This window comes from Geodermatophilus sp. SYSU D01106, from assembly GCF_054049995.1.
Window position 1 is genome coordinate 92,379 of the sequence record NZ_JBJGYM010000016.1, and the last position, 15,152, is coordinate 107,530.

General features: G+C 76.2%; 14 protein-coding genes. 3 read left to right on the top strand and 11 right to left on the bottom strand.

What is annotated here, in order from left to right; genetic code table 11:
• Nucleotides 1-28 precede the first annotated feature (28 nt).
• The 7 genes from ACI78R_RS16745 to dusB form a co-directional block, all read right to left on the bottom strand.
• Nucleotides 29-610: a hypothetical protein gene (locus ACI78R_RS16745; RefSeq protein ID WP_457041535.1), complete on the bottom strand. Its 582-nt coding sequence runs from the start codon at nt 608-610 to the stop codon at nt 29-31.
• The gene (gene dnaG / locus ACI78R_RS16750) at nt 607-3,432 is read right to left on the bottom strand and encodes a DNA primase (RefSeq protein WP_457041536.1); all 2,826 of its coding nucleotides are present in this window, start codon (nt 3,430-3,432) and stop codon (nt 607-609) included. The genes ACI78R_RS16745 and dnaG overlap by 4 nt, the downstream gene beginning before the upstream one ends.
• Nucleotides 3,433-3,526: 94 nt before the next feature.
• Nucleotides 3,527-4,045 carry a hypothetical protein gene (locus ACI78R_RS16755; protein WP_336028619.1) on the bottom strand — a complete coding sequence of 173 codons (519 nt, stop codon included), beginning with the start codon at nt 4,043-4,045 and terminating at the stop codon, nt 3,527-3,529.
• Between the two features lie 16 nt (nt 4,046-4,061).
• Nucleotides 4,062-4,688 carry a YdcF family protein gene (locus ACI78R_RS16760; RefSeq protein WP_175562795.1) on the bottom strand — a complete coding sequence of 209 codons (627 nt, stop codon included), beginning with the start codon at nt 4,686-4,688 and terminating at the stop codon, nt 4,062-4,064.
• Nucleotides 4,689-4,803: 115 nt separating this feature from the next.
• Nucleotides 4,804-5,127 (bottom strand): hypothetical protein, encoded by a 324-nt coding sequence (locus tag ACI78R_RS16765; protein WP_073419207.1) that lies wholly within the window; start codon nt 5,125-5,127, stop codon nt 4,804-4,806.
• Between the two features lie 105 nt (nt 5,128-5,232).
• Nucleotides 5,233-5,706 carry a hypothetical protein gene (locus ACI78R_RS16770; protein WP_073419206.1) on the bottom strand — a complete coding sequence of 158 codons (474 nt, stop codon included), beginning with the start codon at nt 5,704-5,706 and terminating at the stop codon, nt 5,233-5,235.
• Entirely contained in the window at nt 5,703-6,857 is a 1,155-nt protein-coding gene (gene dusB / locus ACI78R_RS16775) for a tRNA dihydrouridine synthase DusB (RefSeq protein WP_457041537.1), read from the bottom strand. Before dusB ends, ACI78R_RS16770 begins: the two co-directional genes overlap by 4 nt.
• A 135-nt stretch (nt 6,858-6,992) precedes the next feature.
• Here dusB and ACI78R_RS16780 point away from each other — a divergent pair, with 135 nt between their 5' ends.
• Both ACI78R_RS16780 and ACI78R_RS16785 read left to right on the top strand, forming a co-directional pair.
• On the top strand, nt 6,993-8,096 hold the full coding sequence (locus ACI78R_RS16780; protein WP_457041538.1) for an NAD(P)-dependent alcohol dehydrogenase: 1,104 nt from the start codon (nt 6,993-6,995) through the stop codon (nt 8,094-8,096).
• Nucleotides 8,097-8,168: 72 nt separating this feature from the next.
• Nucleotides 8,169-9,314 (top strand): glycosyltransferase family 9 protein, encoded by a 1,146-nt coding sequence (locus tag ACI78R_RS16785; protein ID WP_457041539.1) that lies wholly within the window; start codon nt 8,169-8,171, stop codon nt 9,312-9,314.
• Here ACI78R_RS16785 and ACI78R_RS16790 read toward each other — a convergent pair.
• The 4 genes from ACI78R_RS16790 to ACI78R_RS16805 form a co-directional block, all read right to left on the bottom strand.
• Entirely contained in the window at nt 9,284-10,684 is a 1,401-nt protein-coding gene (locus ACI78R_RS16790; RefSeq protein ID WP_073419203.1) for a glycine--tRNA ligase, read from the bottom strand. The genes ACI78R_RS16785 and ACI78R_RS16790 overlap by 31 nt on opposite strands.
• An 80-nt stretch (nt 10,685-10,764) precedes the next feature.
• Nucleotides 10,765-11,712, bottom strand: coding sequence for a hypothetical protein (locus ACI78R_RS16795; RefSeq protein ID WP_457041540.1), 948 nt, complete (start codon nt 11,710-11,712; stop codon nt 10,765-10,767).
• Between the two features lie 69 nt (nt 11,713-11,781).
• Complete coding sequence (locus ACI78R_RS16800) at nt 11,782-12,060, bottom strand: antibiotic biosynthesis monooxygenase (RefSeq protein WP_073419201.1); 279 nt, start codon at nt 12,058-12,060, stop codon at nt 11,782-11,784.
• Nucleotides 12,061-12,108: 48 nt separating this feature from the next.
• Nucleotides 12,109-12,987 carry a hypothetical protein gene (locus tag ACI78R_RS16805; RefSeq protein WP_457041541.1) on the bottom strand — a complete coding sequence of 293 codons (879 nt, stop codon included), beginning with the start codon at nt 12,985-12,987 and terminating at the stop codon, nt 12,109-12,111.
• A 251-nt stretch (nt 12,988-13,238) separates the two neighbouring features.
• Here ACI78R_RS16805 and ACI78R_RS16810 point away from each other — a divergent pair, with 251 nt between their 5' ends.
• Nucleotides 13,239-15,071: a protein kinase domain-containing protein gene (locus tag ACI78R_RS16810; protein ID WP_457041542.1), complete on the top strand. Its 1,833-nt coding sequence runs from the start codon at nt 13,239-13,241 to the stop codon at nt 15,069-15,071.
• The last annotated feature ends 81 nt before the right edge of the window (nt 15,072-15,152 follow it).

Consider the following 15,152-nt stretch of genomic DNA (forward strand, 5'->3'; position numbering starts at 1 on the left):
GCCGCACCGCCGGGCGGCCGGGGCGCACTCAGCCCGGCTGCTCGGCGGCCAGCGCCTCCTCGAGCTTCGCCCGCGCGGCCGCCCGCGCCCCCGGGTCGCCGCGGTCGGCGTCGTCGTCGAAGACGACCGTCCACTCCCGCGCGGCCTGACCCGGCACGCGGCGGGCCACCAGCAGCACCCCGCCCCCGCCCGGCAGCGGCGAGCGCCGGCTAGCCACCACCGTCTCGTCCACCCGGCGGCGCACCACGGCCGGCAGGTCGCCAGCGTCGGCGAGCGCGTACCGCTCGGCCGCCTCGCGGGCCTGCACCCCGGGCTCGACCTCGGTCAGCGCGGTCACGGTGAACGAGCCGCCGCCGTCGTTGGTGGCCGCCCAGCGGGCCGCCCCCACCTCGTGCCAGCGCAGCACGCCGACGTCGCCGGCCTCGCCGAGCGACAGGTCGGCCGGCACGACGCGCAGGCCCCGGCTGGTGGCCACCAGCCAGCCCTGGTCCCGCACCAGCACGCCCCACGCCAGCACCCGCTCGTCCGGGTCCGGGGACGCCTGGACGACGGCGCGCACCGGCTCCGGCGGGCGGGTGAACCGGCGGCGCAGGTGCGCGGCCAGCCTCACTCGGCCAGCCCGCCGATCGCCCGCTTGCGCAGCGAGATGGCCTTCTGCTCCAGCTCCATGAGCGAGGAGAACAGGCGCATGTACTCGTCGCCCTGCTCGACGGGGTTCATCCGCTGCAGCCGGCCCTTGATGCCCCCGACCTGCCGGTTGGTGTGCATCTCCTCCAGCCGGGCGAGCACCGCCGCCACGTAGCCGGCGTCGGCCTCCCCCACCGACCGCAGCGGCTCCACCGCCAGCGCGGTGAGCTGGGCGCGGGCGGTCTCCCGGTCGCAGTGCGCGGCCACCTCGTCCAGCCACGCCGGCCCGGTCACCGTGGCCGCCGCCGCGCCCCCGGCCTGCGCCACGGCCGCCGCGACCGCGGCGTGGTCGGGATCGGTGAAGGCGTCCACCGGCACCGCGTCGAACGACGGGCCGGCGACCTCGGGCACCTGCAGCGCGGCCTTCAGCGCCTCCCGCTCGACGGCGAGGGCGGCGTCGTCGGGTGTGCGCCGCGGCGTCCGCGGGCGGCGCGGCGGCGCGGTGTCGCCCCCGGTGACCCGGCGCACCCGCTCGAGCACCTCGGCCTCGTCGGTGTCGCCGATCAGGCCGGCCAGGCGCCGCGCGTACGCCGGGCGCAGCGCGTGGTCCTTGACCTGGGCCAGCAGCGGCGCCGTCCGGTCGAGCGCGGCGACCCGCCCCTCGACGGTGTCGAGGTCGTACTCGGCGAGCGTGGTGCGCAGGACGAACTCGATCAGCGGCGTCCGGCGGGCCACCAGGTCGCGGACGGCGGCGTCGCCGTGCGCCTGGCGCAGCTCGCAGGGGTCGCGCCCGTCGGGCTCGACGGCCACGAAGGTCTGCGCGACGAAGCGCTGGTCCTCCTTGAACGTCTTCATCGCGGCGGCCTGGCCCGCGGCGTCGCCGTCGAAGGTGTAGACGACCTCCCCGCGGAACTCGTCCTGGTCCATGAGCAGCCGGCGCAGCACGCTGATGTGCTCGGGCCCGAAGGCGGTGCCGCACGAGGCGACGGCGGTGGTCACGCCGGCCAGGTGACAGGCCATCACGTCGGTGTAGCCCTCGACGACGACGGCCTGGTGCTTCTTGGCGATGTCGCGCTTGGCCCGCTCGATGCCGTAGAGGACGGTGCTCTTCTTGTACAGCGGCGTCTCGGGGGTGTTGAGGTACTTCGGCCCCGGGTCGTCGTCCATGAGCTTGCGGGCGCCGAAGCCGATCACGTCGCCGGTGATGTCGCGGATCGGCCAGACCAGCCGCCGGTGGAAGCGGTCGATGAGCGTGCCGCGCGAGCTCTCCTTCGCCAGGCCGCCCGTGACCAGCTCCTGCTGGCTGTACCCCTTGCCCCGCAGGTGCCGGGTGAGGGCGTCCCACCCGGCGGGCGCGAAGCCGCAGCCGAAGTCGAGCGCCACCTGCCGGTCGAAGCCGCGGTCGGCGAGGAACTGCCGGGCGGGCGCGGCGTCGGGGCTGCGCAGCTGCTCGGCGTAGAAGGCCGCGGCCTCGGTGTTGGCCGCGACCAGCCGGGCGCGCTGGCCGGCCTGCGGACGGTCGGGCGCCCCGGTCGGCCGGCCGCCGTCGTCCTCGTACTTGAGGTCGATGTTGGCGCGCCCCGCCAGCCGCTCGACGGCCTCGGTGAAGCTCAGGTGGTCGATCTGCTGCACGAAGCTGATGACGTCGCCGCCCGCCCCGCAGCCGAAGCAGTTCCCGGTCAGGACGTTGTCCTCGAGCGTGAAGGCGTGCGTGCCGGGCACCTCCGCGCAGTAGACCTCCTCCACGCGGTCGCTCCACTCGACCGACCGGACGACCCAGCGCTTGCGCTCGTACTTCTTCCGGTTCCCCAGGATCCGCTCGCGGTGGTGTGTGAGGAGGAAGAAGGAGTCGGGCAGGCCCTTCGTCATGAAGCGGACGTTGTAGATGTCGCTCACGACACCGTCGATGCCGAGCCGGGTCTGCTTGGCGACGCCGTAGGTGCCGATGCCGAGGCGCGTGCACAGCGTGCGGACGTACTCGAGGTCGTCGACGCGCGCCGAGTTGAGGATCGCGTCGCCGTCCTCGGCCACGCAGCCGTCGGCTGCGAAGTACCCGGCCAGCCACCCGAGCAGGTAGGACGCGTCCTCGTCGAGCGACGGCCGCTCGTCCTTGAAGTAGGCCGGGAGGCCGTAGTAGCGGGTCCCCCGCTCATCGGACCAACTGCGGCACCCCTCGAAGAAGTCAGCGAGCTCGGCGTCCTTCTCGCCGTAGAGGACCGCGATCGAGCCGGCTCCGGAGCGGGTCCCGTCGCCGTAGACCAGACCACGCGCGATGCCGAACGGGGACGGCCGGGTCGCCGGGTTGAGCACCCGGCTCATCGGGAACGACGCCGACAGCTGGTCACCGGGCCGCAGGTCCCTGGTCAGCTTCTCCCGGCGGTCCTGCCGCAGCCTCCCGGACGGGACGAACCAGCGGTGCTCGTCGGTGGCGAAGAGCTCCTTCTCGCGGCCGTTGCGGGACAGGACGACCCGCATGAGCCGTTGCACGCCGTACGAGCGGAACGGGGCCTCCACCCAGCCGCCGTCCCCGTTGAGGACCCGGACCGTCCGTCCTGCCAGCTCGGCGATCGGGACCACGCCGTCCTCGGTGAGGACCCCGGTCTCCCCCGCCAGGCAGTGGAAGAGGTTCCTCGCCGGGGTGACGTGGAACGACGGCGACTTCTCGTCGTGGAACGGGCACAGGCCCTTGAGGCTGCCGCCCCCGGCGCGCTTGAGCTGCAGGTGCTCGCCGACCACCTCGTCGATCCGGCTGCGCTCGCGCACCAGCGCGATGTCCGCTGCCCGGATGCGTCCCCGGCCGGCCATGGGCCCCCTCCGTCGTGCTGCTCGCCGGGACGCCGGCGGGCGTCCCGCACCGATCATCCCCTCCCGCGACGACGGGGCGGTGACCCGTGTGGACTCAGCTGCTCCCCGCCGCGGCCCCGCCGGCGACCGCGGCCCCGATCGCCGCGCCGTACGTGCGCCGCTGCAGCACGAGGACCAGCCACAGGAGGAACACCTGGGCGTCGAGGGGCACGTCCTCGCCGGCGGTGAGCGTCGGCCGCGGCGACCAGCCGCCCGTCGTCCCGCTCTCGGCGACGGTGCGCTCCCCCGCCGTGAACCGGTAGGTGCCCTGCCACCACGAGGCGGGGGCGACGTCGACGACGGCGCCCTCCAGGTCGGCGCGCCAGGTGCCCCGCCACACCGACACCTGCTCGGCGCGCAGACGGGCGGCGTCCTCCGGCTCGGTCGCCCAGCGGCCGACGAGCGCGCCCCCCTTCCGCCGCTCGAGGACCCACTGCCGGTCCCCCACGACGGCGGCCGAGCCCTCCTTCCAGAAGTCCGTCGACCGCAGCCGGCCGACCGGCTCCCCGTCGCGCAGGACGGGCACCTCGCCCCGCTCCGCGCCGGCGGTCCCGGCCCTCCCCAGCTCCAGCACGCTGCCTCCCGCGGTGTCAGCCGATGCCCGGCGCCCCGGCGACGCTCTCCCCGGTCACGCGGTAGAGCAGGTAGGCGGCGGTCTCCCTGAGGATGTACCGGAACTGGGTGCCGCGCGTCTGCACGGCCGGCCCCTGGCGGGTGGGCGAGCTCTCCGCGGTCATGCCGGCGTCCTCGGCCATCCGCTCGGCGCGCATCGCGTGCCACGGGTCGGTGACCAGGACCGCGCTGGACCACCCGCGCTCCGCGAACGCCGCGCCGACCGCGCGCATGCTCTCCAGCGTGTCCACGCCCTCGGGCACCGCGAGCAGCGCGTCCTCCGGGACGCCGGCGGCCCGCAGGTAGTCGCGGCCTGCCTCGGCCTCGGTGAACTGGTCGCCGGCGGCCTTGCCGCCCACGGTGACGACGACGGGCGCGACGCCGTCCTCCCACAGCGACAGCGCGTGCTCCAGGCGTGCCTCGAAGATCGACGAGGGGACGCCGTTGTACTGCGCCGACCCCAGCACCACGATCGCGTCCGACGCCGGCCGCGCGTCCTGCCGGGCGGTCCACCAGATGGCCACCGCCGTCGACACGACCAGGAGCAGGCCGGCCAGGACGGCCGCGGCGAACACCCGCGTCACCAGTGCCCCGACCCGTGTCACCGGTCGAGGATGACACGGGCCGCGCGACGCCCGTGGCAGCCGGGACAGGCGTGGCGCGGGCTCCGCGGGCGCCCGGGAGCCGCGGCGGCCGGACGCTGTCCCGTCCGCGGGGAGATCAGCCGACCAGCAGGAACCCGATCACGGCGAACAGCACGGTCAGGACGACGACGAGGGTCCCGACGTAGAGGCCGGTCCGGTTCACCGGCGACGGCGGCGGCGGGACGTAGTGCGGGAAGCCGGTGGCCGGCGCGGCGTGCCGGGCGGCGGCCTGCTGGGGCGTGGGCGCGTACTGCGGCTGCGGCGGCAGCTGCACCTGGCCGGGGTACACGACCTGGGTGGCCGCGGCCGGGGCCGGGACGGCGGGGGGCGCGTACGGGGCCGCCGGCGCCTGCGGGGCGGCGGGCGCGTACGGCGCGGGCGGCGGATACGGCTGCGACAACGGGGGTTCCTCTCGAGCGGGCCCGGGCGGTCTCCCCCGGCCGGGCGGCGCACATCGTGGCAGCCCCGGGGCGGGCCCGGAAGGGATCCCGGCGCGGCTCGGAGGTCAGTCGCCGGACGTGGTCCCGCAGACCCGCGGGCCGTCCTCCAGCACCACCAGGAGCGTGCTCTCGCTGCCGTCGTCCCAGCGCACGCCGACCTGCCGGGCGTCCTTGCCGTCGAGCTCGCCGGGCTCGACGCCGGTGACCTCGCCGCCGCTCCCGGCGCCGCCGGCCGGGGCGTAGGCGACGGCCAGCTCCTCGGCGGTGCGGCCCTCGGCGTCGGCGCGGTCCCGCTCGGCCTCGCAGAGCAGGTCGCCGGCGGTCTCGGTGTCGCCGGCGGCGAGGGCGGCGGTGAAGACGCCGACCGCCTCGCGCGCCTGCTCGTCCCCCGACCCCTTGACCAGCGGCAGCGCGACGACCATGCCGACGCCGACGGCGAGGGTGGCGCCGAAGACGGCGAGGATGAGCCCGTTGCGGCGGCGCGGGGTGCCGGTGTGCAGCGCCTCGGGGCCCTCGTCGTAGAGGTACGGGCCGGTCATCCGCCGCTCGTCTCCAGTTCCGCGCCGGCGGGCGGCCGCGGGTCGTCGCGGTCGTCGAGCCAGCCCTCGGGCAGCGCCACCGGGCGGGGGCTGCTGGTGCGCCCGCGCGGGCCGCCGAGCACCGCCGTCGGGTAGGGCTGGTCCTCGATGCGGGCGAGCAGGCCGGCGAGCTCGTCCAGCGAGCTCACCATCGCCAGGGCGCGGCGGACGTCGGAGCCGACGGAGAAGCCCTTGAGGTACCAGGCGACGTGCTTGCGGAAGTCGGTGCAGCCGTGCTGCTCGCCCTGCTCGGCCGACAGCAGCTCGGCGTGCCGGACCATCACCGCGGCGACCTCGCGCAGGGTGGGCAGCGCCCGCCGGGACTCCCCGGCGAAGGCGGCGGCGAGGTCGCCGAACAGCCACGGCCGGCCCAGGCAGCCGCGGCCGATCACGACGCCCGCGCAGCCTGTCTCGGCGACCATCCGCAGCGCGTCGTCGGCCTCCCAGACGTCGCCGTTGCCCAGGACGGGGATGTCGACGGTCTCCACCAGCCGGGCGATCGGCGCCCAGTCGGCGGTGCCGCTGTAGAGCTGGTCGGCGGTGCGCCCGTGCAGGGTGATCGCCGCGGCGCCCTCGTCCTGGGCGATCCGGCCGGCGTCGAGGTAGGTGACGTGGTCGGCGTCGATGCCGATGCGGGTCTTGACCGTGACGGGCACGTCGCGGGCGGCGCGGACGGCGGCGCGCACGATGTCGCGGAACAGCACCCGCCGCCACGGCAGCGCCGAGCCGCCGCCCTTGCGGGTCACCTTGGGCACCGGGCAGCCGAAGTTGAGGTCGACGTGCGCCGGGCGGGTGCCGGCCACCTCCTCGTCGACGAGCATCTCGACCGCGCGCCCGACGGTGGCCGGGTCGACGCCGTAGAGCTGCACGGAGAAGCCGGCCGCCGCCTCCTCGGGCGTGGCCCGGATCATCCGCAGCGTCTTCTCGTTGCGCTCCACGAGCGCCCGCGTGGTGATCATCTCGCACACGTAGAGGCCGGCGCCGAACTCGCGGCACAGCGTGCGGAACGCGGGGTTGGTGATGCCGGCCATCGGCGCGAGCACGACGGCGGGGTCGACGGTCAGCGGCCCCAGCCGCAGCGGGGCGACCGCCGGCGCCAGGGTGCTCGTCACGCCGTCCAGGGTAGGTGGCCGCACCCGGTGGCCGGGGTCACCCGGGCGGGCCTCGCCGCACCGGAGCCGCCGCCGCGCGTGCGGGCGGCCGTCCTGGGCACTGCCGGGGGACCACCCCGACCGCCAGGAGGACTCATGAGGATCACCGCCGCCGTCGTCGAGGAGCTGCACGGCCCGTTCGTCGTCCGGGAGGTCGAGATCGACGAGCCCGGTCCCGGCGACGTGCTCGTCGAGGTGGCCGGCACCGGCTTCTGCCACACCGACGGCATCGCGCGCGACGGCGACCTGCCGTTCCCGCTGCCCGGGGTGCTCGGCCACGAGGGCGCCGGCACCGTCGTCGCGGTCGGTGAGGGGGTGACCGGCGTGCGGGAGGGGCAGGCCGTCGTCCTGGGCTGGCCGTCCTGCGGCGCGTGCCGCAACTGCCAGGCCGGCCAGCCGCGCTACTGCCTGCGGATGGGCGAGCTCGTCGGCGGCGGGCACCGCCTCGACGGCGCCTCCGCCCTGCGCACGACGGACGGCGCCCCGCTGTCGAGCCACTTCTTCGGGCAGTCGTCGTTCGCGACGCACGCGATGACCACCGCGTCCTCGCTCGTCCCGGTGCCCGAGGGCCTGCCGGTCGAGATCGCCGGCCCGCTCGCCTGCGGCCTGGCCACCGGCGCGGGCGCGGTGCTCAACACCGTCCGCCCGGAGCCCGGCACGTCGATCGTCGTGTACGGCGTCGGGACGGTGGGGCTGGCCGCGGTCATGGCGGCCCGCAACTCGGCCGCCACGACGATCATCGCCGTCGACCGGCACGCCTCCCGGCTGCGGCTGGCGAGCGAGCTCGGGGCCACGCACACCGTCGACGCCACCGACACCGACGCCGTGCAGGCGGTCACCGACATCTGCGGCGGGCCGGCCGACGCCGCGTTGGAGTGCACCGGCGTGCTGCCGGTCATCCGGCAGGCCATCGACTCGGTCGGCATGCTCGGCACCGCCGTCCTCATCGGCGGTGCGCCCGCGGGCGCGGAGTTCACCGCCGACCACCTGACGACGCTGTGGGGCAAGACGATCCGCGGGACGCTCGGCGGCAGCGGCCACGGTCAGGCGTTGATCGCCGCGCTCATGGACCTGCACCTGCAGGGCCGCTTCCCCTTCGACCGGCTCGTCGAGTCCTTCCCGCTCGAGCGCATCGAGGACGCCGTCGAGGCCTCCTACAGCGGCGAGGTGGTCAAGCCGGTCATCCGCATGGGCGGCTGAGGAGCGGCGCAGGTTCGGGGGACGGCGCGTCCGGGCAGGGGGTCGTCCCCCACACGGTCCAGGAGGGTGCTCGTGCGCAGGTCGTCCCCCGCCCCGCCGGCGGCCGGCGGTGCGCCGGTCCCCGGCGTCACGAGGATCGCGGTGCTGCGCGCCAACTTCCTCGGCGACCTGGTGCTCACGCTGCCCGCGCTCGAGGCGCTGCGGGCGGCCTATCCGGACGCGGAGGTCACCTACCTGGGCGCGCCGTGGCACCCCGGCCTGCTGGAGGGCCGGCCGGGGCCGTGGGACCGCGTGGTCGTCGTCCCGCCGTGGCCGGGCGTGCGCGACGAGCCGGGCGCCGACCGCGGGAGCCTCGCCGTCCGTCGCTTCCTCGCCGAGCAGCGCGCGGAGGGCTACGACCTCGCTGTGCAGCTGCACGGCGGGGGCGCCAACTCCAACCCGCTGGTCGCCGCGCTCGGCGCCCGGGTGACCGCTGGGGCCCGCGACACCGGCGCCCCGCCGCTGGACCGCTGGCTGCCCTACGCGCACGACCAGCACGAGGTGCTGCGCTGCCTGGACGTGGTGGGCCTGGTCGGCGCCGCGCCGGTCACCCTGGAGCCGCGGCTGGCGCCCACCCCGGGCGACGCCGCCGCGGCCGCCGCCGTGCTGCCGGCCGGGCCCGCGCCGCTGGTGGCCCTGCACCCCGGCGCCCAGGACCCGCGCCGCCGCTGGCCGCCCGGCTGCTTCGCCGCCCTCGCCGACGCGCTCGCCGACGCCGGCGCGCGCGTCGTCCTCGTCGGTTCTGGCGACGACGACCGGCGGGCGGCCGACGCGATCCGCGCGGCGTCGTCGGCCCCGCTGCTCGACCTCGTCGGCGCCCTGTCGCTGCCGGCGCTCGCGGGCGTGCTGGCCCGCTGCCGGCTCGTGGTGGCCAACGACTCCGGCCCGAGGCACCTCGCCGCGGCGGTGGGGACCGCGACCGTGGGCGTGTTCCTCGAGCGGAACCTGCTCAACGCCGGCCCGCTCGGCCGGGCCCGGCACCGGGTCGCCGTCTCGGCCCGCACCGACTGCCCGGTCTGCGGCACCGACCAGCGCGTCACCCGCTGCGGGCACGACCGGTCACTGGTGGCCGGCGTGTCCCTGGAGACGGTGCGGGCCGCCGCCCTCGATCTCCTCGAGGACGACGGCCCGGCGGTGTCCGGCCCGGTTCAGCAGCCGGGCAGGCGGGCGGCCAGGTAGGACTCCACCTGCGCCAGCCCGATCCGCTCCTGGCTCATCGAGTCGCGCTCGCGCACCGTCACCGCGTCGTCGGTGAGGGTGTCGAAGTCGACGGTGAGGCAGAACGGCGTGCCGATCTCGTCCTGACGGCGGTAGCGGCGGCCGATCGCGCCGGCGTCGTCGAAGTCGACGTTCCAGTTGCGGCGCAGCGTGGCGGCCAGGTCCCGGGCCTTGGGCGAGAGGTCGGCGTTGCGCGACAGCGGCAGCACGGCGGCCTTCACCGGCGACAGGCGCGGGTCGAGCTTGAGCACCGTGCGGGTGTCGACGCCGCCCTTGGCGTTGGGCGCCTCGTCCTCGGTGTAGGCCTCGACGAGGAACGCCATGAGCGACCGGGTGAGCCCGGCCGCCGGCTCGATGACGTACGGCGTCCAGCGGGTGTTGCTCGCCTGGTCGAAGTAGGACAGGTCCACGCCCGAGTGCTGCGAGTGGGTGGACAGGTCGAAGTCGGTGCGGTTGGCGATGCCCTCGAGCTCGCCCCACTCCGAGCCCTGGAAGCCGAAGCGGTACTCGATGTCGACGGTGCGCTTGGAGTAGTGGCTGAGCTTCTCCTGCGGGTGCTCGAAGTGCCGCAGGTTGTCCGGCGCGATGCCGAGGTCGGTGTACCAGCGGGTCCGCTCGTCGATCCAGTACTGGTGCCACTCCTCGTCGCTGCCCGGCTCGACGAAGAACTCCATCTCCATCTGCTCGAACTCGCGGGTGCGGAAGATGAAGTTGCCGGGCGTGATCTCGTTGCGGAACGACTTGCCGATCTGGCCGATGCCGAACGGCGGCTTCTTGCGCGCGGCGCCCATGACGTTGGCGAAGTTCACGAAGATGCCCTGCGCGGTCTCCGGGCGCAGGTAGTGCAGCCCCGACTCGTCCTCGACCGGGCCGAGGTACGTCTTCAGCATCATGTTGAAGTCGCGCGGCTCGGTCCACTGGCCGGTGACACCGCAGTTCGGGCAGGTGATCTCGGCCAGGCCGTTCTCCGGCAGCCGGCCCTTCTTCTCCTCGAAGGCCTCCTCGAGGTGGTCGGCCCGGAACCGCTTGTGGCAGTTCTGGCACTCGGTCAGCGGGTCGGTGAAGACGCCGACGTGACCGGAGGCCACCCAGGTCTGGCGCGGCAGGATCACCGAGGAGTCCAGGCCAACGATGTCGTCGCGGCTCTGCACGACGGTGCGCCACCACTGGCGCTTGATGTTCTCCTTGAGCTCGACGCCCAGGGGCCCGTAGTCCCAGGCGGAGCGGGTGCCGCCGTAGATCTCGCCGGAGGGGAAGACGAACCCCCGGCGCTTGCAGAGGTTGACCACCTTGTCGAGGCGGGCGGGGTCGTGTGTGGTGCTGGCGCTCACGGGCGGGGTGCTCCATCCGGCTGGCGGTCGGCGGTCGACCCGCCAACGGTAGTCGCCGCCGGTCCGCCGCCCGCCGCCGGTCAGGGCCGGGTGTACCCGCAGACGGTCGGGCCGCCCTCGTCGGCGACGGTGACCACGAACGTGGTCTGGCTGCCGGTGTCGAGGGTGACGTCGAAGGTGACCTCGTCGACGTCGCCGGCGGGCGCCGCGTCGGTCGCGGTGCCCTCGGTGATCTGGCCGCCGAGGAACGCGTCGAAGTCGGCGAGCAGGGCGTCCGCGTCGGCGAACTGGGCCCGCCCGTCGCCGCACAGGCCCTCGTAGGCGGCCGCGCCGTCGCGGTCGACGACCGACTGCACCCACGACGCCGCGAACTCCGGGCTGGCGGGGACGTTGAGCTCCCCTCCCCCGGTGCCGCCCCCTCCGGGCGTGGGGGTGGACGCCCCGCCGCCGAAGCCGCCCTCGTCGCCCGGCTCCGCCGACGACGACGGCGCGGACGACGAGCCCGGGGACGACGAGGACGACGGGGACGAGGACGCGGTCGACGACGGCGCGGCGACCGGCGCCTCGTCGTCGCGGCCGAGCAGGAGGAACAGCAGGACGCCGCCGCCGACGAGCAGGACGGCGAGTGTGGCCAGCGCGGCGATCAGCGGGCCGCGGCCCCGCTTCCGCGGCGGCGGCACCGGGTAGCCGTAGCCGCCCTGCGCGGGCGCGCCGTACCCCGGCTGGCCGGGGGCGCCCCAGGGCGGCTGCTGCCCGTACCCGGGCCCGCCGTACGGCGGCTGCTGCGGGAGCTGCTGGCCGTACGGGGGCTGCTGTCCGTAGGGCGGCTGCTGTCCGTACGGCGGCGGCTGCTGCGGTACCGGGCCGCCGAGGCGCAGGGTGGGGTCGCGCTGGTCGGGCGGGCCGCCGGCGAGCCGGTCGGTGGGCTGGTCCGGCGGCACCGGCGGGCGGCCCGCGGGCGGCGGCGGGGGGAGGCGCACCTCGCGGGTGCGGTCCGGCGGTGTCCCGTCCTGCGGCGGCTGGGTCATCGCGCCCGTCCTCCCTGCTGGTGCTGTCCGACGCAGGCTACGCACCCGGACGCGGGCGGGCGCGGCGGTTCACCCCGGCGGCAGGAAGGCGCCGGGCTCGTCGACGGCGTGCACCCAGACCGGCGCCCCGGCGATCTTCACCTCGGCGGCCGACAGCGCGCGGCGGTAGGAGCCGACGCCGTCCCAGCGGGTCACCAGCGCCCAGAGGCCCGGGTCGTCGGCGCAGCGGCCGGCCTCGCCGCCGAGCCAGCCGGGCCGGGCCGCCAGGGCGGCGAGCAGCCGGTCGAGGTCGGCGGGCAGGCCGGCCGCCGCCTCCGGGGACACCCGCAACCGGGTCACCGCGAACACCGGCCCATCGTGCCCGGGCCGGTGTCCGCGGTGCCGGTCGGGAGCGGGTCAGTAGAAGTCGCAGACCGTCAGGGTCTGGTCCACCCACAGCTCGACGACCTGGGTGCCGCCGCTCTCCAGCGTCAGCTCGAAGGTGGCGACGTCGACGGCGTTGGCGGCGTCGTGCTCGAGGGCGACCAGGGTGCCCGCGGTGATGCCCTCGCCGCCGAGGGTCTGCGTGTAGAAGTAGTAGGTCAGGTACTCGTCGGGGGTGTAGTCGGTGCCCGCCGAGCCGGCGATCGCCGCGGCCTGCAGCGTCGAGCAGGACAGGTCGAAGACCGTGGCGGTGTCGAGGTCGTAGACGGCCTGCACCCAGGCCAGTGCGACGTCGCCGGAGCCGGGGATCTCGCTGGTGTCGGCGCCCCCGCCGGTCTGCTCGGTCATGCCGCCGCCGGAGCCGGTGCCGGAACCGCTGCCGGACCCGGTCCCCGAGCCGCTGCCGGAGCCGCTGCCGGAGCCGCCGCCGCCCGGGGAGCCGGCCCCGCCGGGGACCTCCACCGGACCGCCCATCTCCATGCCGGAGCCGCCCTCGGACCCCGAGCCGCTCTCGGACCCGCTCTCCGGCGCGCTCTCGGACGCCGGCGCGCTCGTGGTGGCCGACGCGGCCTGCGTCCCGTCGTCGTCGCGGCCGAGCAGGAGGAACAGCAGGACGCCGACGCCGGCCGCCACCACGACGACGGCCGTGATGACCCACGGCAGCACGCTGTTCCTCCGCGGCGGCTGCCCGTACCCGCCGGGGCCGCCCGGGCCGGGGCCGTACTGCCCGGGGGCGCCGTACGGGCCGGGTGCTCCGTACTGCCCGGGGGCGCCGTACTGGCCGGGTGCGCCGTACTGGCCGGGCGGCGCGGAGGGGGCGGGGGCGCCGTAGGGGCCGGGGGGCTGGGACATCGTGGGGTTCCGTTCCGGGAGGGAGCGGGCCCGAGGGCCCGGGGAGCGGGAGCAAGCTAGTGACGACCCGGCGTCCCGGCCACGGGTTCGCGCGCGCCTCGGGTCACGTCCCGGTCACGGATCGGAGCGGACACCTCCCCGCGGCGTCGGCGCTGGTCGGGTCCGGTCGGCGTCCCTACACTCCGCCGACGACCCGCACGCGCCGCCCGGGACCCGTGGGCGCCGGCGCAGCGGCACACGGAGGACGACCGGTGGAGTTGCAACAGTTCGGCCCGTATCGCATCGAGTCGCTGCTCGGCCGCGGCGGGATGGGCGAGGTCTACCGCGCCTTCGACACCGAGCACGACCGCACGGTCGCGCTCAAGGTGCTCAGTGAGCACCTGGCCGCCGACAGCGGCTACCGCGAGCGGTTCCGGCGCGAGGCGCACCTGGCCGCCCGCCTGAACGAGCCGCACATCGTGCCGATCCACCGCTACGGCGAGATCGACGGGCGGCTGTTCCTCGACATGCGCCTGGTGCCCGGCCGCGACGTCGCCGCCGCGCTGGCCGAGAACGGGCCGATGAGCCCCGAGCGCGCCGTGTCGATCGTCGGCCAGACCGCCCGGGCGCTCGACGCCGCGCACGCCGACGGCCTGGTGCACCGCGACGTCAAGCCGTCCAACGTGCTGCTCAGCGGCAGCGCCGACGACGAGTTCGTCTACCTCGTCGACTTCGGCATCGCGCGCTCCACCAGCGACGGGCAGGGCCCGGCGCTCACGCAGACCGGCGCGGCGCTCGGGTCGTTCGACTACATGGCGCCCGAGCGGTTCCTCGAGAAGCCGATCGACCGGCGGGTCGACGTCTACGCGCTGGCGTGCGTGCTCTTCGAGTGCCTCACCGGCCGCCGCCCCTTCACCGGCGACGGCCTGGCCACGCTCATGTACGCGCACCTGAACACGACGCCGGTGGCGCCCTCGCAGTTGCGCCCGGACCTGCCCCGCGCGCTCGACGACGTCGTGCAGAAGGGCCTGGCCAAGGAGCCCGACGAGCGATACGCGACCTGCGGCGAGCTCGCCGCGGCCGCGCGGGCCGCGCTGAGCTCGGCCGGCGTCACCCCGCGCGCCGAGGCCGCGCCGCCGACGTCGGTGTCCCCGCTGTTCCGGCCGCAGACGGTCGGCTTCTCCAACCCCGGCCCGCCCGGCGGCTACGGCCCGCCGTCGAACCCGGGCGGGTACGGCCCGCCGTCGAGCCCCGGCGTGCCCGCGGCCTACGGCCCGCCGTCCCAGTCCGGTCCCCCCGGCTACCGGCCGCCGTCGCACCCCGGCGCGCCCGGGTACGGGCCGCCGTCGAACCCCGGCCCGCCGGCCGGCTTCGTGGCGCCCCCGCCCGGTGGCTTCCGCCCGCCGACGGGACCGGTCCCCCCGCACGGCGGCGGCGCGACGCCGTCCGGCCAGAAGCAGCCCAACCGCATCCCGCTGGTGCTGGCCGGCCTGGCGGTGCTGCTGGTCCTGGTGGTCGTGGGCGTGATCGCGCTGACCAGCGGCTCCGGAGGTGGCGGCGACGTCGCCGACGACTCGTCGTCCTCGTCCTCCTCCTCGTCGTCGTCCGGCGACACGGGCGGCGGCTCGACCGGGGACCCCGCCTCCCCCGAGGAGCAGCTGCGCGCCGCCCTGCCGGCCGGCTTCGACGCGGCGTCGTGCACCACCGAGCCGCTGGTGGGCGACGGCGACCTCGCCGCGCTCCGATGCGGCCCGGCTACCTCCCAGCCCGGACCGCAGGTCGCCTTCTTCTACCTGTACGAGGACGCGGCCGCCGTCGACGCGGTCTTCCTGTCCGACGTCGCCGACGTCGGCCTCGCACCGCTGACCGGCGAGAACGGCTGCCCCGGCACCCAGGGCCACCAGCCCTACCGCGACGGCGACGGCCAGCAGGCCGGCCGCGTCGCCTGCTGGGTGGACACCGAGGGCGACGCGAACGTGGCCTGGACGCAGGACGACGTCGGCGGCGAGGCCGTGGTGTCCATCCCCGGCGGCGGCGAGACCGGGCTGGCCGACCTGTACGCCTGGTGGCGGATGGGCGAGCAGAGCGACTTCCAGACGCCCTGACGGACGCCCCGCGGCCCCCGGGCGCGGGGGGGGCCGCGGGCGGCGCGGGGGGGGGGGGGGGGGGGGGGGGGGGGGGGGGGG

What these genes read in the sequence shown, in the direction of transcription:
- ACI78R_RS16770 (WP_073419206.1), bottom strand. Translation starts at nt 5,706, where the DNA reads ATGACCGGCCCGTACCTCTACGACGAGGGCCCCGAGGCGCTGCACACC.
- ACI78R_RS16780 (WP_457041538.1), top strand. Translation starts at nt 6,993, where the DNA reads ATGAGGATCACCGCCGCCGTCGTCGAGGAGCTGCACGGCCCGTTCGTC.
- dnaG (WP_457041536.1), bottom strand. Translation starts at nt 3,432, where the DNA reads ATGGCCGGCCGGGGACGCATCCGGGCAGCGGACATCGCGCTGGTGCGC.
- ACI78R_RS16795 (WP_457041540.1), bottom strand. Translation starts at nt 11,712, where the DNA reads ATGACCCAGCCGCCGCAGGACGGGACACCGCCGGACCGCACCCGCGAG.
- ACI78R_RS16805 (WP_457041541.1), bottom strand. Translation starts at nt 12,987, where the DNA reads ATGTCCCAGCCCCCCGGCCCCTACGGCGCCCCCGCCCCCTCCGCGCCG.